Consider the following 16856-nt stretch of genomic DNA (forward strand, 5'->3'; position numbering starts at 1 on the left):
CCAGTGTCACAGTTCAACCTACTCCGACTCCGCCTCCCAGGAGGGCCGTCTGCGTTCCAGGAACGCCGTCATCCCCTCGGCGACCTCGGGAGTGCCGAACAGGCGGGCCGTGACGCCCGCCAGGTCCTCGCCCCGTGCATCCAGCTCGGCGAGCAACGGTGCGCTGAGCAGGGCCTTGTTCTCCTCGAGGCCTTGTGGGGAGCAGGGCCCGAACGCCGCGACGAGCTCGGCGACGGCGGCGTCGAGATCGTCGACCGCCTCGGAGAGCAGACCGATGGAACGCGCGTGGGCGGCATCGAACTTCTCCCCCGTCAGCAGTGCCCGGGTGAGGTCACGCGAGTTCACGCGCGCGGCCAGCGGTACCGAGATCATGGCCGCGGCGAGGCCGAGGCGGACCTCGGTCAGTGCGAACGTCGAAGCCGGGCCGGCCAGCGCGAAGTCGCATGCCGCCACCAGCCCCATCCCGCCCGCACGGACATGACCGTCGACGGCCGCGATCACGGGTTTGGGATGGGACACGATCGCCCGCAGCAGGCCCAGGAAGATCAGGGTCCGCTCGGCCGCCTGCTCCTGCGGACTGCTCTCCGGACCGGCGGCCGAGGCCTCCGAGAGGTCCGCCCCGGCGCAGAACGTGCCGCCCGCGTGCCCGAGCACGACCACCCGCGCGGCGTCCTCGCCGGCCGCGCGTTCGAGCGCGGCGTGGAGTTGCTCGACGAGAGCCGTGGAGATGGCGTTCCGGTTGTGTTGCGAGTCGAGGGTGAGGCGGGCGGCACCGCCGGAGACCTCGTAGCGCACCAGCATCCGGTCGCCCCCGGCCCGATCACTCCGGGCCTGATCACTTCGGGCCTGATCACTCCGGGCCTGATGACTCATCGCCTGGTCACTCATGTCACGCCCCTCAGTAGCTCTTCGGCAGCCCGAGCGAATGCTGGGCGACGTAGTTGAGGATCATCTCCCGGCTGACGGGCGCGATCCGGGGCAGCCGGGACGCGGCGAGCATCCCCGCCAGGCCGTACTCGACCGACAGTCCGTTGCCGCCGAGGGTCTGGATGGCCTGGTCGACCGAGCGGGCCGAGACCTCGCCGGAGGCGTACTTTGCCATGTTCGCGGCCTCCCCGGCGAGGTCGTCGCGGCCGGCGTCGACCAGGGCGGCTGCCTTGCGCATCATCAGCCGCGCGAGTTCGAGCTCGATCTTGCACTGCGCGAGCGGGTGGGCGACGCCCTGGTGCGCGCCGATGGGGGTCTTCCACACCGCCCGCTCGTTGGCGTACTTCGTGGCCCGGTCCAGGGCGAAGCGAGCGGTGCCGCACGCCATGCCGGAGGCCATGATGCGCTCGGGGTTGAGGCCCGCGAACAGCATGAGCAGGGCGGTGTCGCCGTCGCCGATGAGCGCCTCGGCGGGTACGCGGACGTCGTCGAAGTACAGCTGGAACTGCCGCTCCGGCGTACGCACCTCCGTGGGGATGTGGGTCTTCTCCAGCCCGGGCGCGTCCGTGGGGACCATGAACAGCGCCGGCTCGAGTCGGCCCGAGGCGGAGCCCTCGAGCCGGGCCACGACGAGGATGGCATCGGCCTGGTCGACGCCGGAGATGTAGGTCTTCTGACCGCTGATGAGGAAGTCCGCGCCGTCGCGGCGGGCGGTGGTGGTGATGGCGTGTGAGTTGGAGCCGGCGTCGGGTTCGGTGATCGCGAACGACGTGATGGTCTCGCCCGACGCGATGCCGGGCAGCCAGCGCTTTTTCTGCTCCTCCGTGCCGAAGCGAGAGATGATGGTGCCGTTGATGGCGGGCGAGACGACCATCATGAGCAGCCCGGCGCCGGCGGCGGAGAGCTCCTCCTCGACGATCGCGAGCTCGGTCATGCCGGCACCGCCTCCGCCGTACTCCTCGGGCAGGTTCACGCCGAGCAGGCCGAGCCTGCCGGCCTCGGTCCACAACTCGTCGGTGGTCTCCCCCGCGTCGGACTTCGATCGCATGTATTCGAGCCCGTAGCGCGAGCCCAGGTCATAGGCCACCTTGCGGAGCTGGGCCTGCTCGTCGGTGTCGATCACGGGATTGGGGATCTGGGAGATGTCGGTCATCGTGGTCACTCCTGGGCTGTGGTGGGATCGGTGGTGTCGGTGTCGTCGGTGTCGGTGCCGTGGGTGTCGGTGCCGGGTTCGGTGACGACGGCGAGGACCGTTCCCGACTCGACCTGGGTGCCGACCTCCACGGGAAGCTCGGTGACGATGCCGTCGACGGCGGCCGCGATGGTGTGTTCCATCTTCATGGCCTCCATCCACAACAGGGGCTGGCCCGCGGTGACGGTGTCCCCGACGGAGACGGCCACCCGGATGACCGCACCCGGCATGGGCGCGAGCAGCGACCCCGCGGCGACCTCGGCGGCCGGGTCGGTATAGCGCGGAGGTTCGACAAGCGAGACGGGCCCGAGCGGCGAGTCGACCTCGACGACGGTGTCCGCGCCCGGGGTCTCGTAGCGCGCCACGGTGAACACCCGCCGTACCCCCCGGACCGAGAGCACGGCGGAGTCGGCGGACACATCCTCGATGCCGACGACGTCGGCGAGCTCGCCGACCGGGCGGGGGCCCGAGCGGTCGCGGAGGTAGCTCACCTCGAGCTCGTCCTCGCCGACCCGGAAGGTGCGCTTCTGGAGGGTGCGACCGACGTTGCGGAAGCCTGGCCGCGCCAGAGCGACCGGGCCGGCGGCGTGCTCGGCGGTGCCGGAGACGACGGCAGCGGCCAGGGCGGAGATCCGCACCGCCTCGACGTCGGCGAGCGGCGCGGCCAGCGCCCCGGCGCCGTGGTCGTCGAGGAACGCGGTGGACAGGTTGCCGGCGACGAACTCGGGGTGACGCAGTACGCGGACGAGCTGCGCGCGGTTGGTGGTCAGGCCGTGCACCTTCGCGCGGGCGAGCGCTCCGGCGAGGGAGGCACAGGCCTCGGCGCGGGTGCGACCGTAGGAGATCACCTTGGCCAACATGGGGTCGTAGTGCACGCCGATGAGGGCGCCGCCGGGGCCCGGCTCGACGCCGCTGTCCAGGCGGATGCCCGGGCGGTGCGGCCCGGAGAACCATGACGAGACGCCGGGGACGTCCAGCGCCCACAGGGTCCCCGTCCCGGGCGTGTAGTCGTTCGCGGGGTCCTCGGCGTACAGGCGGGCCTCGAGAGACCAGCCGTGGGCGGCCGGGGGCTCGGCCGACGGCAGCGGCAGGCCCGCGGCCACGTCGAACTGAAGGGCGACGAGGTCCAGACCGGTGGTGGCCTCGGTGACCGGGTGCTCCACCTGGAGGCGGGTGTTCATCTCGAGGAAGAAAAACTCGCCGTCGTCGGTGGCCAGGAACTCCACCGTGCCGGCGCCGGTGTACCCGATCGCGGCCGCGGCGTCGCGGGCCGCGGTGTAGAGCTTCTCCCGCATTCCCGGCGTGCGCTCGACCAGCGGGCTGGGCGCCTCCTCGATGACCTTCTGGTGACGACGCTGGATGGAGCACTCGCGCTCCCCCACCGCCCAGACGGTCCCGTGGGCATCCGCCATGATCTGGACCTCGATGTGCCGTCCGCGCTCGAGATACCGCTCACAGAACACAGCGTCGTCGCCGAACGCGGACCCGGCCTCACGCCGGGCGGCCGCGATCTCGTCGTGCAGCGAGTCCAGCGTGCGGACGACTCGCATACCGCGGCCGCCGCCGCCGGCGGAGGCCTTGACCAGCACCGGGAGCATGTCCTCGGTGACGGCGTCGGGCTCGAGGTCGCTGAGCATGGGCACGCCCGCGGCGGCCATCATCTTCTTGGCCTCGATCTTGGAGCCCATGGCCTCGATCGCGGCGACCGGCGGCCCGACCCAGGTCAGCCCTGCCGCGATCACATCGCGGGCGAACCCGGCGTTCTCGGACAGGAAGCCGTATCCGGGGTGGATCGCATCGGCGCCGGCCGCCTGCGCCGCGGCGATGACCAGGTCACCGCGCAGGTAGGTCTCGGCCGGGGTGTTTCCCGGCAGCCGGACCGCCGCGTCGGCCTCGCGTGTGTGGGGCGCGTCGACGTCGGCGTCGGAGAAGACGGCCACCGTGGTCATACCGCGTGCGCGGGCCGTGTGGTGTACGCGCCGGGCGATCTCGCCGCGGTTGGCCACCAGGACGGACGTGATGGGGGTGGTGCTCATGGTCTCGTTCCTCACATCCGGAAGACGCCGAAGCGGTCGGTTCCGGCGACCTCTCCGGAGTGGATCGCGGACAGGCTGAGGCCCAGCACCGTCCGGGTGTCGCGGGGGTCGATGACGCCGTCGTCGTAGAGCATCCCGGACAGGAACGCCGGCAACGACTCGGACTCGATCTGGTCGGCGATCGCCGCCTTGAGCCCCTCGATGGTCTCGGGGTCCATCTCCTCTCCTCGGGCGGCCGACGCGGCGGCCGCCACTGATGTGACGACGTCCGCGAGCTGCTGGCCGCCCATCACCGCGGACTTGGCGCTGGGCCAGGTGTAGAGGAACCGCGGGTCGAAGGCGCGGCCGCACATCCCGTAGTGGCCGGCGCCGTAGGACGCGGCCGTGATGAGCGACAGGTGCGGGACCTCGGAGTTGGAGACCGCGTTGATCATCATGGCGCCGTGCTTGATGATGCCGCCGCGCTCGTACTCCGAGCCGACCATGTAGCCGGTGGTGTTGTGCATGAACAGCAGCGGGGTGTCGTAGCGGTTGGCCAGTTCGATGAACTGCGTGGCCTTCTGTGCCTCCTCGCTGAAGAGCACGCCGCGGGCGTTGGCGATGATGCCGATCGGGTAACCGTGGATCTCGGCCCACCCGGTGCACAGGCTCGCGCCGTAGAGGGGCTTGAACTCGTCGAAGTCCGAGCCGTCCACGGTACGTGCGATGATCTCGCGCGGGTCGAAGGGGATCTTGAGGTCGTCGGGCACGATCCCCAGGAGCTCGTCGGCGCCGTAGAGCGGTTCGATCACGTCCGCGCGCGGGGCGCGCCCGGCCTTGGTCCAGTTGAGGCGACGGACTATGCCGCGGGTGATGCGCGCGGCGTCGGACTCGTCGACGGCGAGGTGGTCGGCCAGCCCGGAGACCCGCGCGTGCATGTCGGCGCCACCGAGCGTCTCCTCGTCGGCGACCTCCCCCGTCGCGGCCTTGACCAGCGGAGGGCCGGCCAGGAAGACCTTGGACCGCTCTTCGATCATGACGACGTGGTCGCTCATGCCGGGCACGTACGCGCCGCCGGCGGTGGAGTTGCCGTACACAACGGCGATGGTGGGGATGCCGGCCTTCGACAGCCGGGTGAGGTCGCGGAAGAGCCCGCCGCCCGGGACGAAGACCTCCTTCTGGGTGGGCAGGTCGGCGCCACCGGACTCGACGAGACTGATGACCGGGAGCCGGTTCTTCATGGCGACGTCGTTGAGTCGGAGGATCTTGCGCAGTGTCCAGGGGTTGGAGGTGCCGCCCTTGACCGTGGGGTCGTTGGCGATGAGCAGGCATTCGACGCCGGAGACCACCCCGATGCCGGCGACCACGGAGGCGCCGGTCTGGAAGTCCGAGCCCCACGCGGCGAGCGCGCACAGTTCGAGGAAGGGCGACTCGCGGTCGAGGATCATGTCGATCCGCTCGCGGGCGGTGAACTTGCCGCGCTCGCGGTGGCGGGCGACCTTGCGCTCGCCGCCACCGGCCAGTGCCGGCTCGAGGTCGGTGGCGAGCTGGTCCAGCTTGCCCTCCATCGCCTCTCTCGCTGCGCCGAACTCGGCGCTAGTGGTGTCCAGTGTGGACCGCAGGATGGTCATGCCGTGTACCCCAAACGTCGTCCGGCGAGGGTGGTGAGGATCTCGGTGGTGCCGCCGCCGATGCCGAGGAGTCGGACGTCGCGGTACTGGCGGCTCACCTCGGACTCGGCCATGAAGCCGAACCCTCCGAAGAGCTGCACCGCCTGGCCCGCGACCCATTCGGCGCACTCGACGGCGGTGTTCTTGGCGAAGCAGACCTCGGCGATGGCGTCGTGCCCGGCGACGGCGAGGTCGGCGCACCGGTGCGTGTAGGTGCGGGCCACGTCGACACGACGGGCCATCTCGGTGACCGTGTTCTGCACGGCCTGGCGCGACAGCAGCGGGCGGCCGAAAGTCTCGCGTTCGCGGACCCAGGCCAGGGTGAGGTCGAGGCAGCGCTGGGCGTGGGAGTAGCCCTGGGCGGCCAGCGCGATCCGCTCGCCCACGAAGCCGATGGCGATCTGGGCGAACCCCTCGTTCACCTCGCCGACGAGGTTCTCGACCGGCACCCGGCAGTCGGCGAAGGTCATCTCCGCGGTGTCGGAGGCGCGCCAGCCCAGCTTTTCCAGCGGGGCCGATCGGTGGAATCCCGGGGTGTCGGTGGGGATGACCAGGAGGCTGACGCCGGACGCCCCGGGTAGGTCCTCGCCGCCGGTGCGGACCGCGGTGACGACGAAGTCGGCGCGGGTACCGGAGGTGATGTACGTCTTGGCCCCGTTGACCACGAAGTGGTCGCCGTCCCGGCGCGCGGCGGTGGTCAGGTGCCCGACGTCCGACCCGCCGCCGGGCTCGGTGATGGCCAGGGAGCCGATCATCTCGCCGGCCAGGGTGGGGCGGACCCACCGGTCGATCTGATCGGGGCGTCCGGACTGGGCGAGGTGCGGGGTGGCGATGCCGCAGGTGAACAGGGAGGCGAAGACCCCGCCGGACACGCCGGCCTCGTGGAGGGCCTCGCACACGATGACCGAGTCGCGCATGTCTCCCCCGCCGCCGCCGACTTCCTCCGGGAACGACACGCCGAGCAGGCCGAGCTCCCCGGCCGCGCGGTGCAGGTCGCGGGGGATCGCTCCAGCGGCCTCCCACTCATCCTGGTGCGGCAGGATCTCACGCTCGGCGAAGCGAGTCGTGGTCTCGCGCAGGGCGAGACGTTCGTCGGTGTACCAGGGGTCCCCGGGGACGTGCGGTGGGATGGTGGGGGCTGTACTGCGTGGGATGGTCACGCGTTCTCCTCGGCGGCCGCGCGGGCGGCATCGGCGGTGGTGGGCACGGGGGCGGTGAGGGAGTCGGGGATGTCGACGTGTCGGGAGCGCAGCCACTCGGCCAGCCCCTTGGCCTGCGGGTCCCAGCGGTAGCCGTGGGCGACGCCCTTGCCGAGAAGACCGTCGATGACGAAGTTCACCGCGTGCAGGCGCGGCAGCTCGTAGCGCTCGATCGGCAAGTCGGCGGCCTCGGGCAGCAGGCGGCGGACTTCGTCGACGGTGAGCGTGGCCAGCATCCAGCGGTAGGCCTCCTCGTCACCGGCCCACAGCCCGATGTTCGCCGTACCGCCCTTGTCCCCCGAGCGGGCGCCGAGAACGTCGCCGAGAGGGCGACGGCGGACCGGGCCGGAGGGCGGGACGTAGGCGTCGAGCGGGGCCCCGTCGGCGCCGAGCCCGTCAGAGGTGTGGCCGTCGCCCATCTCCTGCGTCCGCTGCGGCGGTTCGATGTCGACGCGGGTGCCGTCGGGGAGCACGGCCACGTGCGGCACCTCGGTCTGCGGGAGGTAGGCGGGGATGTAGACGCCGTACGGTCCGCCGCGGCCGGGCGGTCCGCTCGGGGTGGCCCCGGGGTAGCTGGACAGCGTCATCGCGACGGCGGCGTCGGAGAACGCCCGGCCCACAACGTCGGGGTCCGCATCCCAGGCGACGATGGTCAGCATGGCCGTCGCGGCGGCCTGGGTGTCGGCGTCGGGGTGGTCGGTCCGGTGCAGACGGAAGTCGAGCTGGGCGGGTTCCCGCTCGAGGCCCGCGCGGAACTGCCGCTCGACCAGGGCGGCCTTGTCGGAGATGTCGAGGCCGGTGAGCAGGAACGTGACCTCGTTGCGGAATCCGCCGAGGCACGTGACCGACACCTTGGTGGTGGGCGGGGCGGGCTCGCCGAGGACTCCGGAGATGCGGACGCGGTCGGTGCCCTCCTGCTCCACCACGGCGGTGTCCAGGCGGGTGACGACGTCGGGGCCGCCGTACCGCGCGCCGGTGACCTCGTACAGCAGCTGGGAGGTGACGGTGCCGACGGTCACGGCGCCGCCCGTGTCGGCGTGCTTGGTGATGATCGAGGTGCCGTCGGCGGAGATCTCGGCGATCGGGAACCCCGGTCGGGTGAGGTCGGCGATCTCGCCGCGGTCGAAGAACGCGTAGTTGCCGCCGGTGGCCTGGGTGCCGCACTCGATGACGTGACCGGCGGCCGTGGCGCCGGCGAGCGCGTCGAGGTCGTCGCGGCCCCAGCCGAAGTGGCTGATGGCCGGCCCGACGATGACAGAGGCGTCGGTGACGCGACCGGTGACGACGATGTCCGCGCCCGCGTCCAGGCAGCGCGCGATGCCGAACGCACCGAGGTAGGCGTTGGCGGTGACGGGGACGCCGGAGTCGGCCGGGATGTCGAGCTCGGAGACCCTGGACATGAGATCGTCGCCCTCGACGTGCGCGACGACCGGCGACAGTCCGAGGCGCGTACCCAGCTCCCGGATCGCGTCGGCCAGTCCGGCCGGATTGAGGCCGCCCGCGTTGGCGACGATCTTCACCTTCTTCTCGAGCGCGAGCCCGAGGCAGTCCTCGAGCTGGCGGAGGAACGTCTTGGCGTAGCCGAGCTCGGCGCTCTTCAGCCGGTCCCGGCCCAGGATGAGCATGGTCAGCTCGGCCAGGTAGTCGCCGGTGAGGACGTCGAGCTCGCCGCCCTCGAGCATCTCCCGCATCGCGGAGATGCGGTCGCCGTAGAACCCGGACATGTTGCCGACGCGGAGCGGAGGCACCGTCGACTCAGGGCCGACGCGGAGCGGCGCCGGTGGGGTGGACCCGGTCATGCCCGCGCTCCCTTCTCGCGGCCGCCGCCGGGGAGGCCGGCGAAGGCCTGGGCGATGCGCAGCCACTCCTCGGCCTCGGCGCCGACCGCCTCGAGGGCGGTGTCCTCGCGGTGGACGCGCTGGGTGACCAGCAGGCAGAAGTCGAGGATCGGCCCGGTGACGCGCTGCTCGGCGTCGGCGGGGCCGAACTCGACGACGGTGCCGTCGGCCTGCGCGAGCGCGACGTACACCTCTGAGGCGGGGGCCTCGAGGCCGTTCATCATGTAGGCGAAGGCGCGGGTCTTCCATCCCAGCCGGGCGACGTGCGGGAGGGCTCCCACGAACGCCGGGTCGGAGTCGACCGGGACGCCGAGCGCGTCGGCCACGTCGACCCCGTGGGCCCAGGTCTCCATGATCCGCGCGGTGGTCATCGACCTGGGGCGCATCGGCGGCCCGAACCACGGGATCTTCTCCCTCGGGTCCGCGGCCTCGAGAGCGTCGGCGAGCTCGCCACGGGCCAGGCGCCAGCGCGCGAGGACCTCGTCGCGGCCGGTGGCCGCGACCTCGGCGGCGCCGGCGTCGACGAAGCCGGTCGGGTCGGCCTCGGCCTTCTCGACGACCGACCGGAAGGCGTCCGCGTCGCGAATGGCGGTGACCGAGACCTCGTCGGTCCAGGCCAGGTGAGCGATCTGCAGGCCGATGTCCCAGCCCGCGGCCGGGGTGTCGATGTTCCAGCCGTCGACGCCGGCGGCCTCGACGAGCTCGTCCAGTCGGGCGCTGAGCGCGGCGAGGGCCGTGTGCGGATCCTCTGTGACGGAGGTCTCGGGGTTCGTCATGTGATCACGATGACACCCCGCCACAAAAAAAGCAAGCGTGATTGTTTGCTTTCTCGCCGGGCCTCTGCGAGCCTATGCCTACGGTGATACGCGTCACAGACACGCGTTCCCCTCACCCCTCCCCCGAGCCCCTGGAGACACTGTGCGACTCGACCCCACCGGCATCGACCCGACCGATCACGCCCTCGCCCGCCGCTGCTCCGTGGGGGACATCCCCACCCGTGCGGCCGCTACGTTCTCTCACCGCACCGCCCTCACCGACGACACCGGTTCGTGGACGTATCTCGAGCTCGAGTCCGCCGCCAACCGGTTCGCCCACGGGCTGGTCGAGCACGGCATCCGCGAGTCCGAACCGGTCGCGATCCTCTCCCCGAACTGCCGGGAGTTCGTCGCCACCTACTTCGGGACCGCCAAGGCCGGGATGGTCGCGCTGCCCGTCAACCTGCTGTCCGGGCTCGAGAACATCGCGCACGCCCTGACCGACTCGGGGACGCGCATCGTCGTCGTCCACGGCTCACTCGTGGAGCTCGTCCTCGGAGCGACCGCCGCCATTCCCGGCGTCGAGACCCTCGTCGTCGTCGGCGGGGTCCCGGACGGACTCGGGGCCACGACCGACGGACCCACGCTGATCGGCTGGGACGACCTGCTGGCGGACGACGACTCCAACCCGGACACCGTGATCGGCGACCGCCAGGTCGTCCAGTGCCTCTACTCGTCCGGGACCACCTCCCGCCCCAAGGGCGTCCTCACCTCCCACCTCTCGGTGACCGTCGCCGCCCTCGGCAACGGCGCGCTGTTCGGCCTGAACTGGGGCGCGGAACCGTCGGTCACCGTGTGCCCGCTCCCCCTCTTCCACACCGCCGGCCTGAACGGCGTCCTGCTGTCCGCGGTGACCATGGGCGCGACGGTGCACCTGCTGCCGGGGTTCGACCCCGTCGGGTACGCCGACACCGTCGCCCGCGTCCGCGCCACGCACCTCGTGGGCCTGCCCCTCATGCTGGAGGCGCTCGCCGACGGCACCGACCGGGGACTCGACCTGACCTCGGTCCGGTTCCTCCTCTACGCCATGGCCCCGATGTCGGAGGAGATGCGCCGACGCCTCGAGACCGCACTCCCCGACGCGCGGATGGTGCTGGCCTCGGGGATGAGCGAGTGCACGCCGGCCACCGTCATGCAGTGGCCCGAGCTCAACCCGGACAAGTCCGACTCGTGGGGCTACCCCACTCCGATCGCCGAGAACCGGATCGCCGAACCCGGCACCGACGAACTGCTGCCGCCCGGGACCGACGGCGAGATCGTCTACCGCGGCCCGACCGTCATGGAGGGGTACTGGAACAACCCGCAGGCCAACGCGGAGGCGTTCGTGGGTGGGCGCCTGCACTCGGGCGATCTGGGGCGCATCGACGACGAGGGCGTGGTGTGGTTCTCCGACCGCGTCAAGGACATCGTCAAGTCCGGCGGCGAGAACGTCTCGTCACTGCACGTCGAGCGCGTCCTCATGGACCACCCGCACGTCGCGGAGGTGGCCTGCGTCGGGCGCCCCGACCCGACGTGGGGCGAGCTGGTCGTGGCGGTGGTCGTGCCCTCCGAGGGCGCCCCGGCCGAAGACGAGCTCAAGGCCTCGGTGAGCGAGTTCGGCGCCGAGCGGCTCCCCTCGTCACACCGACCGCGCGATGTCGTGGTGGTGGACTCGATCCCCCGCACCGCGACCGGCAAGATCCGCAAGGTCGAGCTGCGCGCGCTCGCCTGACGACCCGATCGGCCTCTCCGGGCGCCCGGCTGGCGCGGGCGGCGCGGGCGGCGCGGGCGGCGCTGGTTCCTAGGGGCCGACCTCGAGCAGCTCGCCGGGGATCTCCAGTCGAGCCGCGGCGAGGTCGGCACCCAGCCCGGGCCGCAGCACCTCTCCGCGCGGCGGGCGCGCCACCAGGTTGACCGCGCGGAGGTTGGGCAGCAGGTACAGCCTGGTGTCCATGCCCTCCAGCTCGGGGACGAGCTCGCGGAAGCGCTCCGCGGTGAGCTCGCCCGCGAGCCAGGCGAAGGCCGAGTCGTCCCACGTCCACACCGCGATGTTGACCCCGCGCCCGACGACGCCGCGGCGGACGCCGGCCACCGACCCCAGGGTCGCGGTGACGGGTTCCCCGCCCGGGACGGCGCCCGCCGACCACGGGACCGGCAGCTCCCCCGGGCCGATCGGCGCGGTCTCGCGCGGCACGGGAACACGGACGCGCGCGCCGTCGGGCAGGACGACGGTGTGCCCGGACTCGTCCTGCGGCAGCGGGCGGGCGACCCGGGTGGGGCGCCGGCCGTCCGGGCCGCCCTGGCCGCCCCGGCTCATGCCGACCACCGCGACGACCGGCGGAGCCTGCTCGCCGCGGGCGCCGCTGATGCGGACGCGGTCGGTGCCCTCCTGCGCCAGGCGGAGGGAGTCGAGCCGCAGGACGACGTCGGGCGCCGCGTACCGGGCGCCGGCGACGCCGTCGAGGAGTTGGTCGGTGACGGTGCCGACCGTGACCGAGCCGAACGCCGACGGGTGTCGCGTGATCACCGAGCAGCCTTCGTCGGCGATCTCGGCGATCGGGTACCCGCCGGTGACGGGGTCGGTGGTACGGGTGACGTCGGTGGTGGAGTCGACGACCCCCGTCGCGCCGGGGCCGCCGGAGAGCACGTGTCCCACCGCGACTGAGCCGGCGAGGGCGTCGAGGGCGGACGGGGTCCAGCCGTGGTGCGCCGCCGCGGCGCCGGCGACGAGGGCCTCGCGACTGACGCGCCCGGTGACGACGACGACGGCGCCGGCCGTGAGCGCGCGTGCGATCCCGAACGCACCGTGTCGGACGGTGGCCACGTCGACGTCACCGAGCCCGAGTGCGGGCGCCCGGTCCGTCACCTCGCCCGGGTCGAGGTGGGCCACGGCGAGCTCCACGCCCTTGTCCGCGGCCAGGGCCCGCAGCTCGCGCGCGAGGCCGGCCGGGTCGAGCGCACCCGCGTTGGTGACGATCCGGACCCCGCCGGCACGGTTCCCTCCGGCGCCGTTCTCGCCGGCGCCGTCCCCGCCGGCACCGCCCGCGCCGAGACGGTCCAGGCACTCGCCGATCTGTACGAGGGCGGCGCGCTCGTACCCCGGACCGCCCGCCGCCCGCTGCTCGGCCAGATCGAGCATCGCCTCGTCCGAGAGCATGTCCAGCGCGAGGACGTCCAGGGACGCCGCCGCGAGGAACTCGGCGGTCGCGCTGGAACGATCGGTCCGCGACGCGGAGACGTTGCCGATGCGTAGGGGCCTCGGGCTGGTCGTCATCGATCCTCCGGGTGCGTCTGTCGGGATGGTGCTCCTCTACTCCAGCATGCTTCCCGTCGCGGCGAAGCGGGTGTGGAAGGAGAACGCCTCCTCGAGCATATGCGGGGTGTTGCCGGCGTCGGGCCGGGCGTTCGCCCTGTCGAGGTAGTCGTGGAGCAGCGGCCGGTACGCCGGGTCGGCGCAGTTGTCCACGACGAGGCGGGCGCGCTTGCGGGGGCTGAGCCCGCGCAGGTCCGCCAGGCCGTGCTCGGTGACGATCACCTGGACGTCGTGTTCGGTGTGGTCGACGTGCGGGATCATCGGGACGATCGCCGACACCGCACCGCCCTTCGCGGTGGACGGGCTCAGGAACATGGAGACGTACCCGTTGCGGGTGAAGTCGCCGGAACCACCGATCCCGTTCATGATCCGGGTGCCGCACACGTGGGTTGAGTTGACGTTGCCGTACACGTCCGCCTCGAGCATGCCGTTCATCCCGATGATGCCCAGGCGTCGGACGATCTCCGGGTGGTTGCTGATCTCCTGCGGGCGCAGCGTGATGTGGTCGCGATAGAGGTCGATGTTGTCGACCAGCTCCTCGAGACCCGCCTGCGACAGGGCGAGCGAGGTGGCGGAGGCGTGCGCGACCTTGCCCTCGCGGATGAGCCGCAGCATGGAGTCCTGGATGACCTCCGAGTAGCAGGTCAGATTCTCGAACGGCCCGGCCTCCAACCCGGAGAGCACAGCGTTGGCGACGTTGCCGATCCCGGCCTGCAGCGGGAGGAGGCTGCCGGCGGGCATCCGCCCGCGCTCGACCTCCTGGCGGAGGAACTCCGCGACGTGCCCGGCGATGGCCCGGCTGGTCTCGTCGGGCTCGGTGAGTGCGCTGGCGGAGTCCTGACGGTCGGTCGGCACCACGGCGATCACCTTGGCCGGGTCGACCTCCAGGTGTGCCTGCCCGATCCGGTCGTCGGGCCGGGTGAGCATGATCGGCCGACGCTCTGGCGGCAGCGCGGTGCCGTAGTAGACGTCGTGCATGCCCTCGACGCCCAGCGGGACCCACGAGTTCACCTCGAGGATCACCTTGTCCGCGACATCGAGCCACTTCTTGTTGTTGCCCACGGACATCGCCGGGACGAGCTTGCCGTCGTCCGTCACCGCCGCCACCTCGACCACGGCGACGTCCACGTTCCCGTAGTAGCCCTCCCACACCTGCTGCGCGACATGTGAGAGGTGGATGTCCACGTAGTCCACGCGGCCCTCGTTGATCGCGCGCCGCGCGGTGGGCTCGCTCTGGTACGGCATCCGGAGGTCGACGCCGCCGACCTCCGCGAGCATCGCCTCGACCTCGTTGCTCACCGAGGCGCCGGTGAGCAGGTTGACGCGGAGTCGGCCGCCCGCCGCGCGAACGGTCCGCATCCGCTCAGCGAGGGCCGGCGCGAACGCCTTGGGGGTGCCCGCACTGGCGAACCCGCTGATCGCGACGGTGTCCCCGTCCTCGATCCGGGAGACGGCCGTGGCGGCGTCGGTGAGGAGGTCCCGGAAGTGCGGATGACGGATACGCGCCGGGTCGAACGATGTTCCCGACTGCTGGACAGCAGATCTCATGCGGCGACCATAGCGTCGGTCACACCGCGAACCCGCGTCGCCGGAGCGCCGCGGTCCCCCCGACATGGTGGGGCGCGCGTGCGGCGGACCCCGCGTGGCCGTGCCGGGTCCTCCCTGCACGGGCCCGCCGGGCGGATAGACTCTGCTGACCGCCCCGACCGTCGTGCCCTCCAGGAGTGTGCCCTTGCCCCCCAGGACCACCCCGATCCCCGATCGCATCGACCAGGCACGCGCCAACTGGGAGCGCGAGGGGTGGGCCGACGCCGCGCAGGGCATGACCGTGGTGACGTCGGTGATGCGGGCGCACCAGATCCTGCTCGCCCGCGTCGAGGAGACCCTCAGGCCCTGGAACCTGTCGTTCCCCCGCTACGAGCTTCTGCGGCTGCTCGCTTTCTCGCGTTCCGGGTCGCTCCCCATCACCAAGGCGTCCGAGCGCCTCCAGGTGCACGTCACCAGTGTCACCAGCGCGATGAAGCGGCTGCTCGACGCGGGCCTGGTCGAACGTCGCCCGCACCCGACGGACGGCCGCACCACGCTCGTCGAGATCACCGACGACGGCCGGCGTGTGGTGGCCGAGGCGACCGCCGCGCTCAACGCCGGCGTCTTCGCCGACCCGGGAATGAGCGCCGACGAGCAGGTCGCGCTCATCGACGCGATCGCCTCCCTGCGCCGGTCCGCCGGAGACTTCTGATCCCGGGGCGCCACACGACACCGCGCCCGGCCCCCTCTCGGGTGGGGCCGGGCGCGGCTGATGGTGGCGGGCTCCCTCGGCGGGGAGTCCCGGGGTCACCCGGTGCGGGTCAGGGCACCTCGGTGGCGAGGACGCGGTCCTCGGAGATCTCGGCGTCCGCGTGGATCTCGTTCTTGCTCGACTCCGTCATCGCCACCACGCACAGCATGGACATGGCCGACAGGAGCGACAGCATGATCCCCACCCCGAGCGTGTTGCCGGCGGCGACCATCGCGGCGGCGGCCAGCGGCGGCAGCGCACCGCCGAGGATACCGGCGAGGTTGTAGCCGAGGCCGGCACCGGTGTAGCGGTAGCGGGCCTGGAACAGCTCGGGTAGCAGAGCGCCGGCCGGGCCGTAGGCGATGCCGAAGATGATGAGGGTGACGAACAGGACCAGGGCGAACGCGATCGGCGAGCCGGTGTCGAGGATCGGGAACACGAACAGCGCCCACACCACGGCCAGGGCGACCGAGGTGCCGATGACCTTCTTGCGGCCGATGCGGTCGGAGTAGATGGCCGAGACCGCGATCGCGGCACCGAAGATGAGCGCGGCGACCATGCCCATGCCCAGGACGAAGGGGCGCGGGTGCTCGAGGTTCTTGGTGGCGTAGTTCGTCAGGAAGGAGGTGCCCATGTAGAAGAGAGAGAACAGCGAGGTGAGCGCGCCACCGGCGATGAGGATCTCCTTCCACTGGAAGCGGATCGCATCGGCGAAGGGCAGGGTCCGGGGAGCGGTCTCCGTGGCGGCGAGCGCCCGGTCCTGCTTGAAGACGGGGGTCTCCTCGACTGAGATGCGGATCCACAGACCGATGAGGACCAGGACCGCGGACAGCAGGAACGGGATGCGCCAGCCGTACTGCATGAACGGGCTGTTGACGTCCGCGCCGTCACCGGCGATGAGGGAGAACAGCAGGAAGGTGCCCGAAGAGAGGAAGAAGGCGAAGGCCACCCCGAGCTGCGGCCACATACCCATGAGTCCGCGCTTGCCCTTCGGCGCGTACTCCGCCGTCAGCAGGGTCGCGCCGGCCCATTCTCCGCCGACGGCGAAGCCCTGGAAGAAGCGGCACGCGACGAGAAGGATCGGCGCGAGTATGCCGATACCGTTCTCGAACGCCCCGAACGCCCCGGTTTCGTACCCGGGCAGGAGGCCGATGAACACGGTCGCGACACCCATGATCATGAGCGTCCAGACGAGGGTGCGCTTGCGGCCGATCCGGTCGCCGAAGTGACCGAAGACCGCCGCGCCCACGGGCCGCGCGAAGAACGCGACCGCGAACGTGGCGAAGGACGACAGGGTCGCCGTGGCGGGGTTCTGGTCCGGGAAGAACAGGGCCGGGAAGACCAGGGCCGCGGCGGTGCCGTAGATGAAGAAGTCGTACCACTCGATCGTCGTACCGATCGAGGAGGCCGCGGCTACCTTCGCTAGCGAGGTCTTCTGCGTGACCGGCGGGTCGTTCGGCGACTGTGCCGAATCCCCCGCGGGGAGGTTCGTGGCTGTCAAGACAACTCCAAGTCCTGTAAGGGGCCGTCGGGCGGAAGACCCGGCGGGGTGGTCCCCGGCGCGTAAACGCCGATTGACGGACAAGGTATGTGATGGCTGCCACACCCCGTTACACCCGAAAGTGGAGGG

General features: G+C 71.7%; 12 protein-coding genes. 2 read left to right on the plus strand and 10 right to left on the minus strand.

Features of this window, described 5'->3' with window-relative positions:
• Positions 1–18: 18 nt before the first annotated feature.
• The 7 genes from DPA01S_RS01170 to DPA01S_RS01200 form a co-directional block, all read right to left on the minus strand.
• Positions 19–801 carry an enoyl-CoA hydratase family protein gene (locus tag DPA01S_RS01170; protein WP_061913569.1) on the minus strand — a complete coding sequence of 261 codons (783 nt, stop codon included), beginning with the start codon at positions 799–801 and terminating at the stop codon, positions 19–21.
• Positions 802–898: 97 nt separating this feature from the next.
• Entirely contained in the window at positions 899–2080 is a 1182-nt protein-coding gene (locus tag DPA01S_RS01175; RefSeq protein ID WP_061913663.1) for an acyl-CoA dehydrogenase family protein, read from the minus strand.
• Between the two features lie 5 nt (positions 2081–2085).
• The gene (locus DPA01S_RS01180) at positions 2086–4155 is read right to left on the minus strand and encodes an ATP-binding protein (protein ID WP_061913571.1); all 2070 of its coding nucleotides are present in this window, start codon (positions 4153–4155) and stop codon (positions 2086–2088) included.
• An 11-nt stretch (positions 4156–4166) separates the two neighbouring features.
• On the minus strand, positions 4167–5765 hold the full coding sequence (locus DPA01S_RS01185) for an acyl-CoA carboxylase subunit beta (RefSeq protein WP_061913573.1): 1599 nt from the start codon (positions 5763–5765) through the stop codon (positions 4167–4169).
• Positions 5762–6964 (minus strand): acyl-CoA dehydrogenase family protein, encoded by a 1203-nt coding sequence (locus DPA01S_RS01190; RefSeq protein ID WP_174521528.1) that lies wholly within the window; start codon positions 6962–6964, stop codon positions 5762–5764. Before DPA01S_RS01190 ends, DPA01S_RS01185 begins: the two co-directional genes overlap by 4 nt.
• The gene (locus tag DPA01S_RS01195) at positions 6961–8802 is read right to left on the minus strand and encodes an acyclic terpene utilization AtuA family protein (RefSeq protein WP_061913575.1); all 1842 of its coding nucleotides are present in this window, start codon (positions 8800–8802) and stop codon (positions 6961–6963) included. Before DPA01S_RS01195 ends, DPA01S_RS01190 begins: the two co-directional genes overlap by 4 nt.
• On the minus strand, positions 8799–9617 hold the full coding sequence (locus DPA01S_RS01200; protein ID WP_061913577.1) for a TIGR03084 family metal-binding protein: 819 nt from the start codon (positions 9615–9617) through the stop codon (positions 8799–8801). The genes DPA01S_RS01195 and DPA01S_RS01200 overlap by 4 nt, the downstream gene beginning before the upstream one ends.
• A 142-nt stretch (positions 9618–9759) precedes the next feature.
• On the opposite strand from DPA01S_RS01200, the gene DPA01S_RS01205 reads away from it, so the two are divergent.
• The gene (locus DPA01S_RS01205) at positions 9760–11367 is read left to right on the plus strand and encodes a class I adenylate-forming enzyme family protein (RefSeq protein WP_061913579.1); all 1608 of its coding nucleotides are present in this window, start codon (positions 9760–9762) and stop codon (positions 11365–11367) included.
• 69 nt (positions 11368–11436) lie between these two features.
• Here DPA01S_RS01205 and DPA01S_RS01210 read toward each other — a convergent pair whose 3' ends face one another.
• Complete coding sequence (locus tag DPA01S_RS01210) at positions 11437–12909, minus strand: acyclic terpene utilization AtuA family protein (protein WP_061913581.1); 1473 nt, start codon at positions 12907–12909, stop codon at positions 11437–11439.
• 36 nt (positions 12910–12945) lie between these two features.
• Positions 12946–14496, minus strand: coding sequence for a succinyl-CoA:acetate CoA-transferase ScpC (scpC, locus tag DPA01S_RS01215; RefSeq protein WP_061913583.1), 1551 nt, complete (start codon positions 14494–14496; stop codon positions 12946–12948).
• A 184-nt stretch (positions 14497–14680) separates the two neighbouring features.
• Between scpC and DPA01S_RS01220 the strand changes: the two genes are divergently transcribed.
• Complete coding sequence (locus DPA01S_RS01220; protein ID WP_061228278.1) at positions 14681–15187, plus strand: MarR family winged helix-turn-helix transcriptional regulator; 507 nt, start codon at positions 14681–14683, stop codon at positions 15185–15187.
• A gap of 109 nt (positions 15188–15296) precedes the next feature.
• On the opposite strand, the gene DPA01S_RS01225 is transcribed toward DPA01S_RS01220, so the two are convergent.
• On the minus strand, positions 15297–16727 hold the full coding sequence (locus DPA01S_RS01225) for an MFS transporter (RefSeq protein ID WP_061228277.1): 1431 nt from the start codon (positions 16725–16727) through the stop codon (positions 15297–15299).
• Positions 16728–16856: the final 129 nt, after the last annotated feature.

It is taken from the genome of Dietzia papillomatosis NBRC 105045, assembly GCF_001570845.1.
Taxonomy (GTDB): domain Bacteria; phylum Actinomycetota; class Actinomycetes; order Mycobacteriales; family Mycobacteriaceae; genus Dietzia; species Dietzia cinnamea.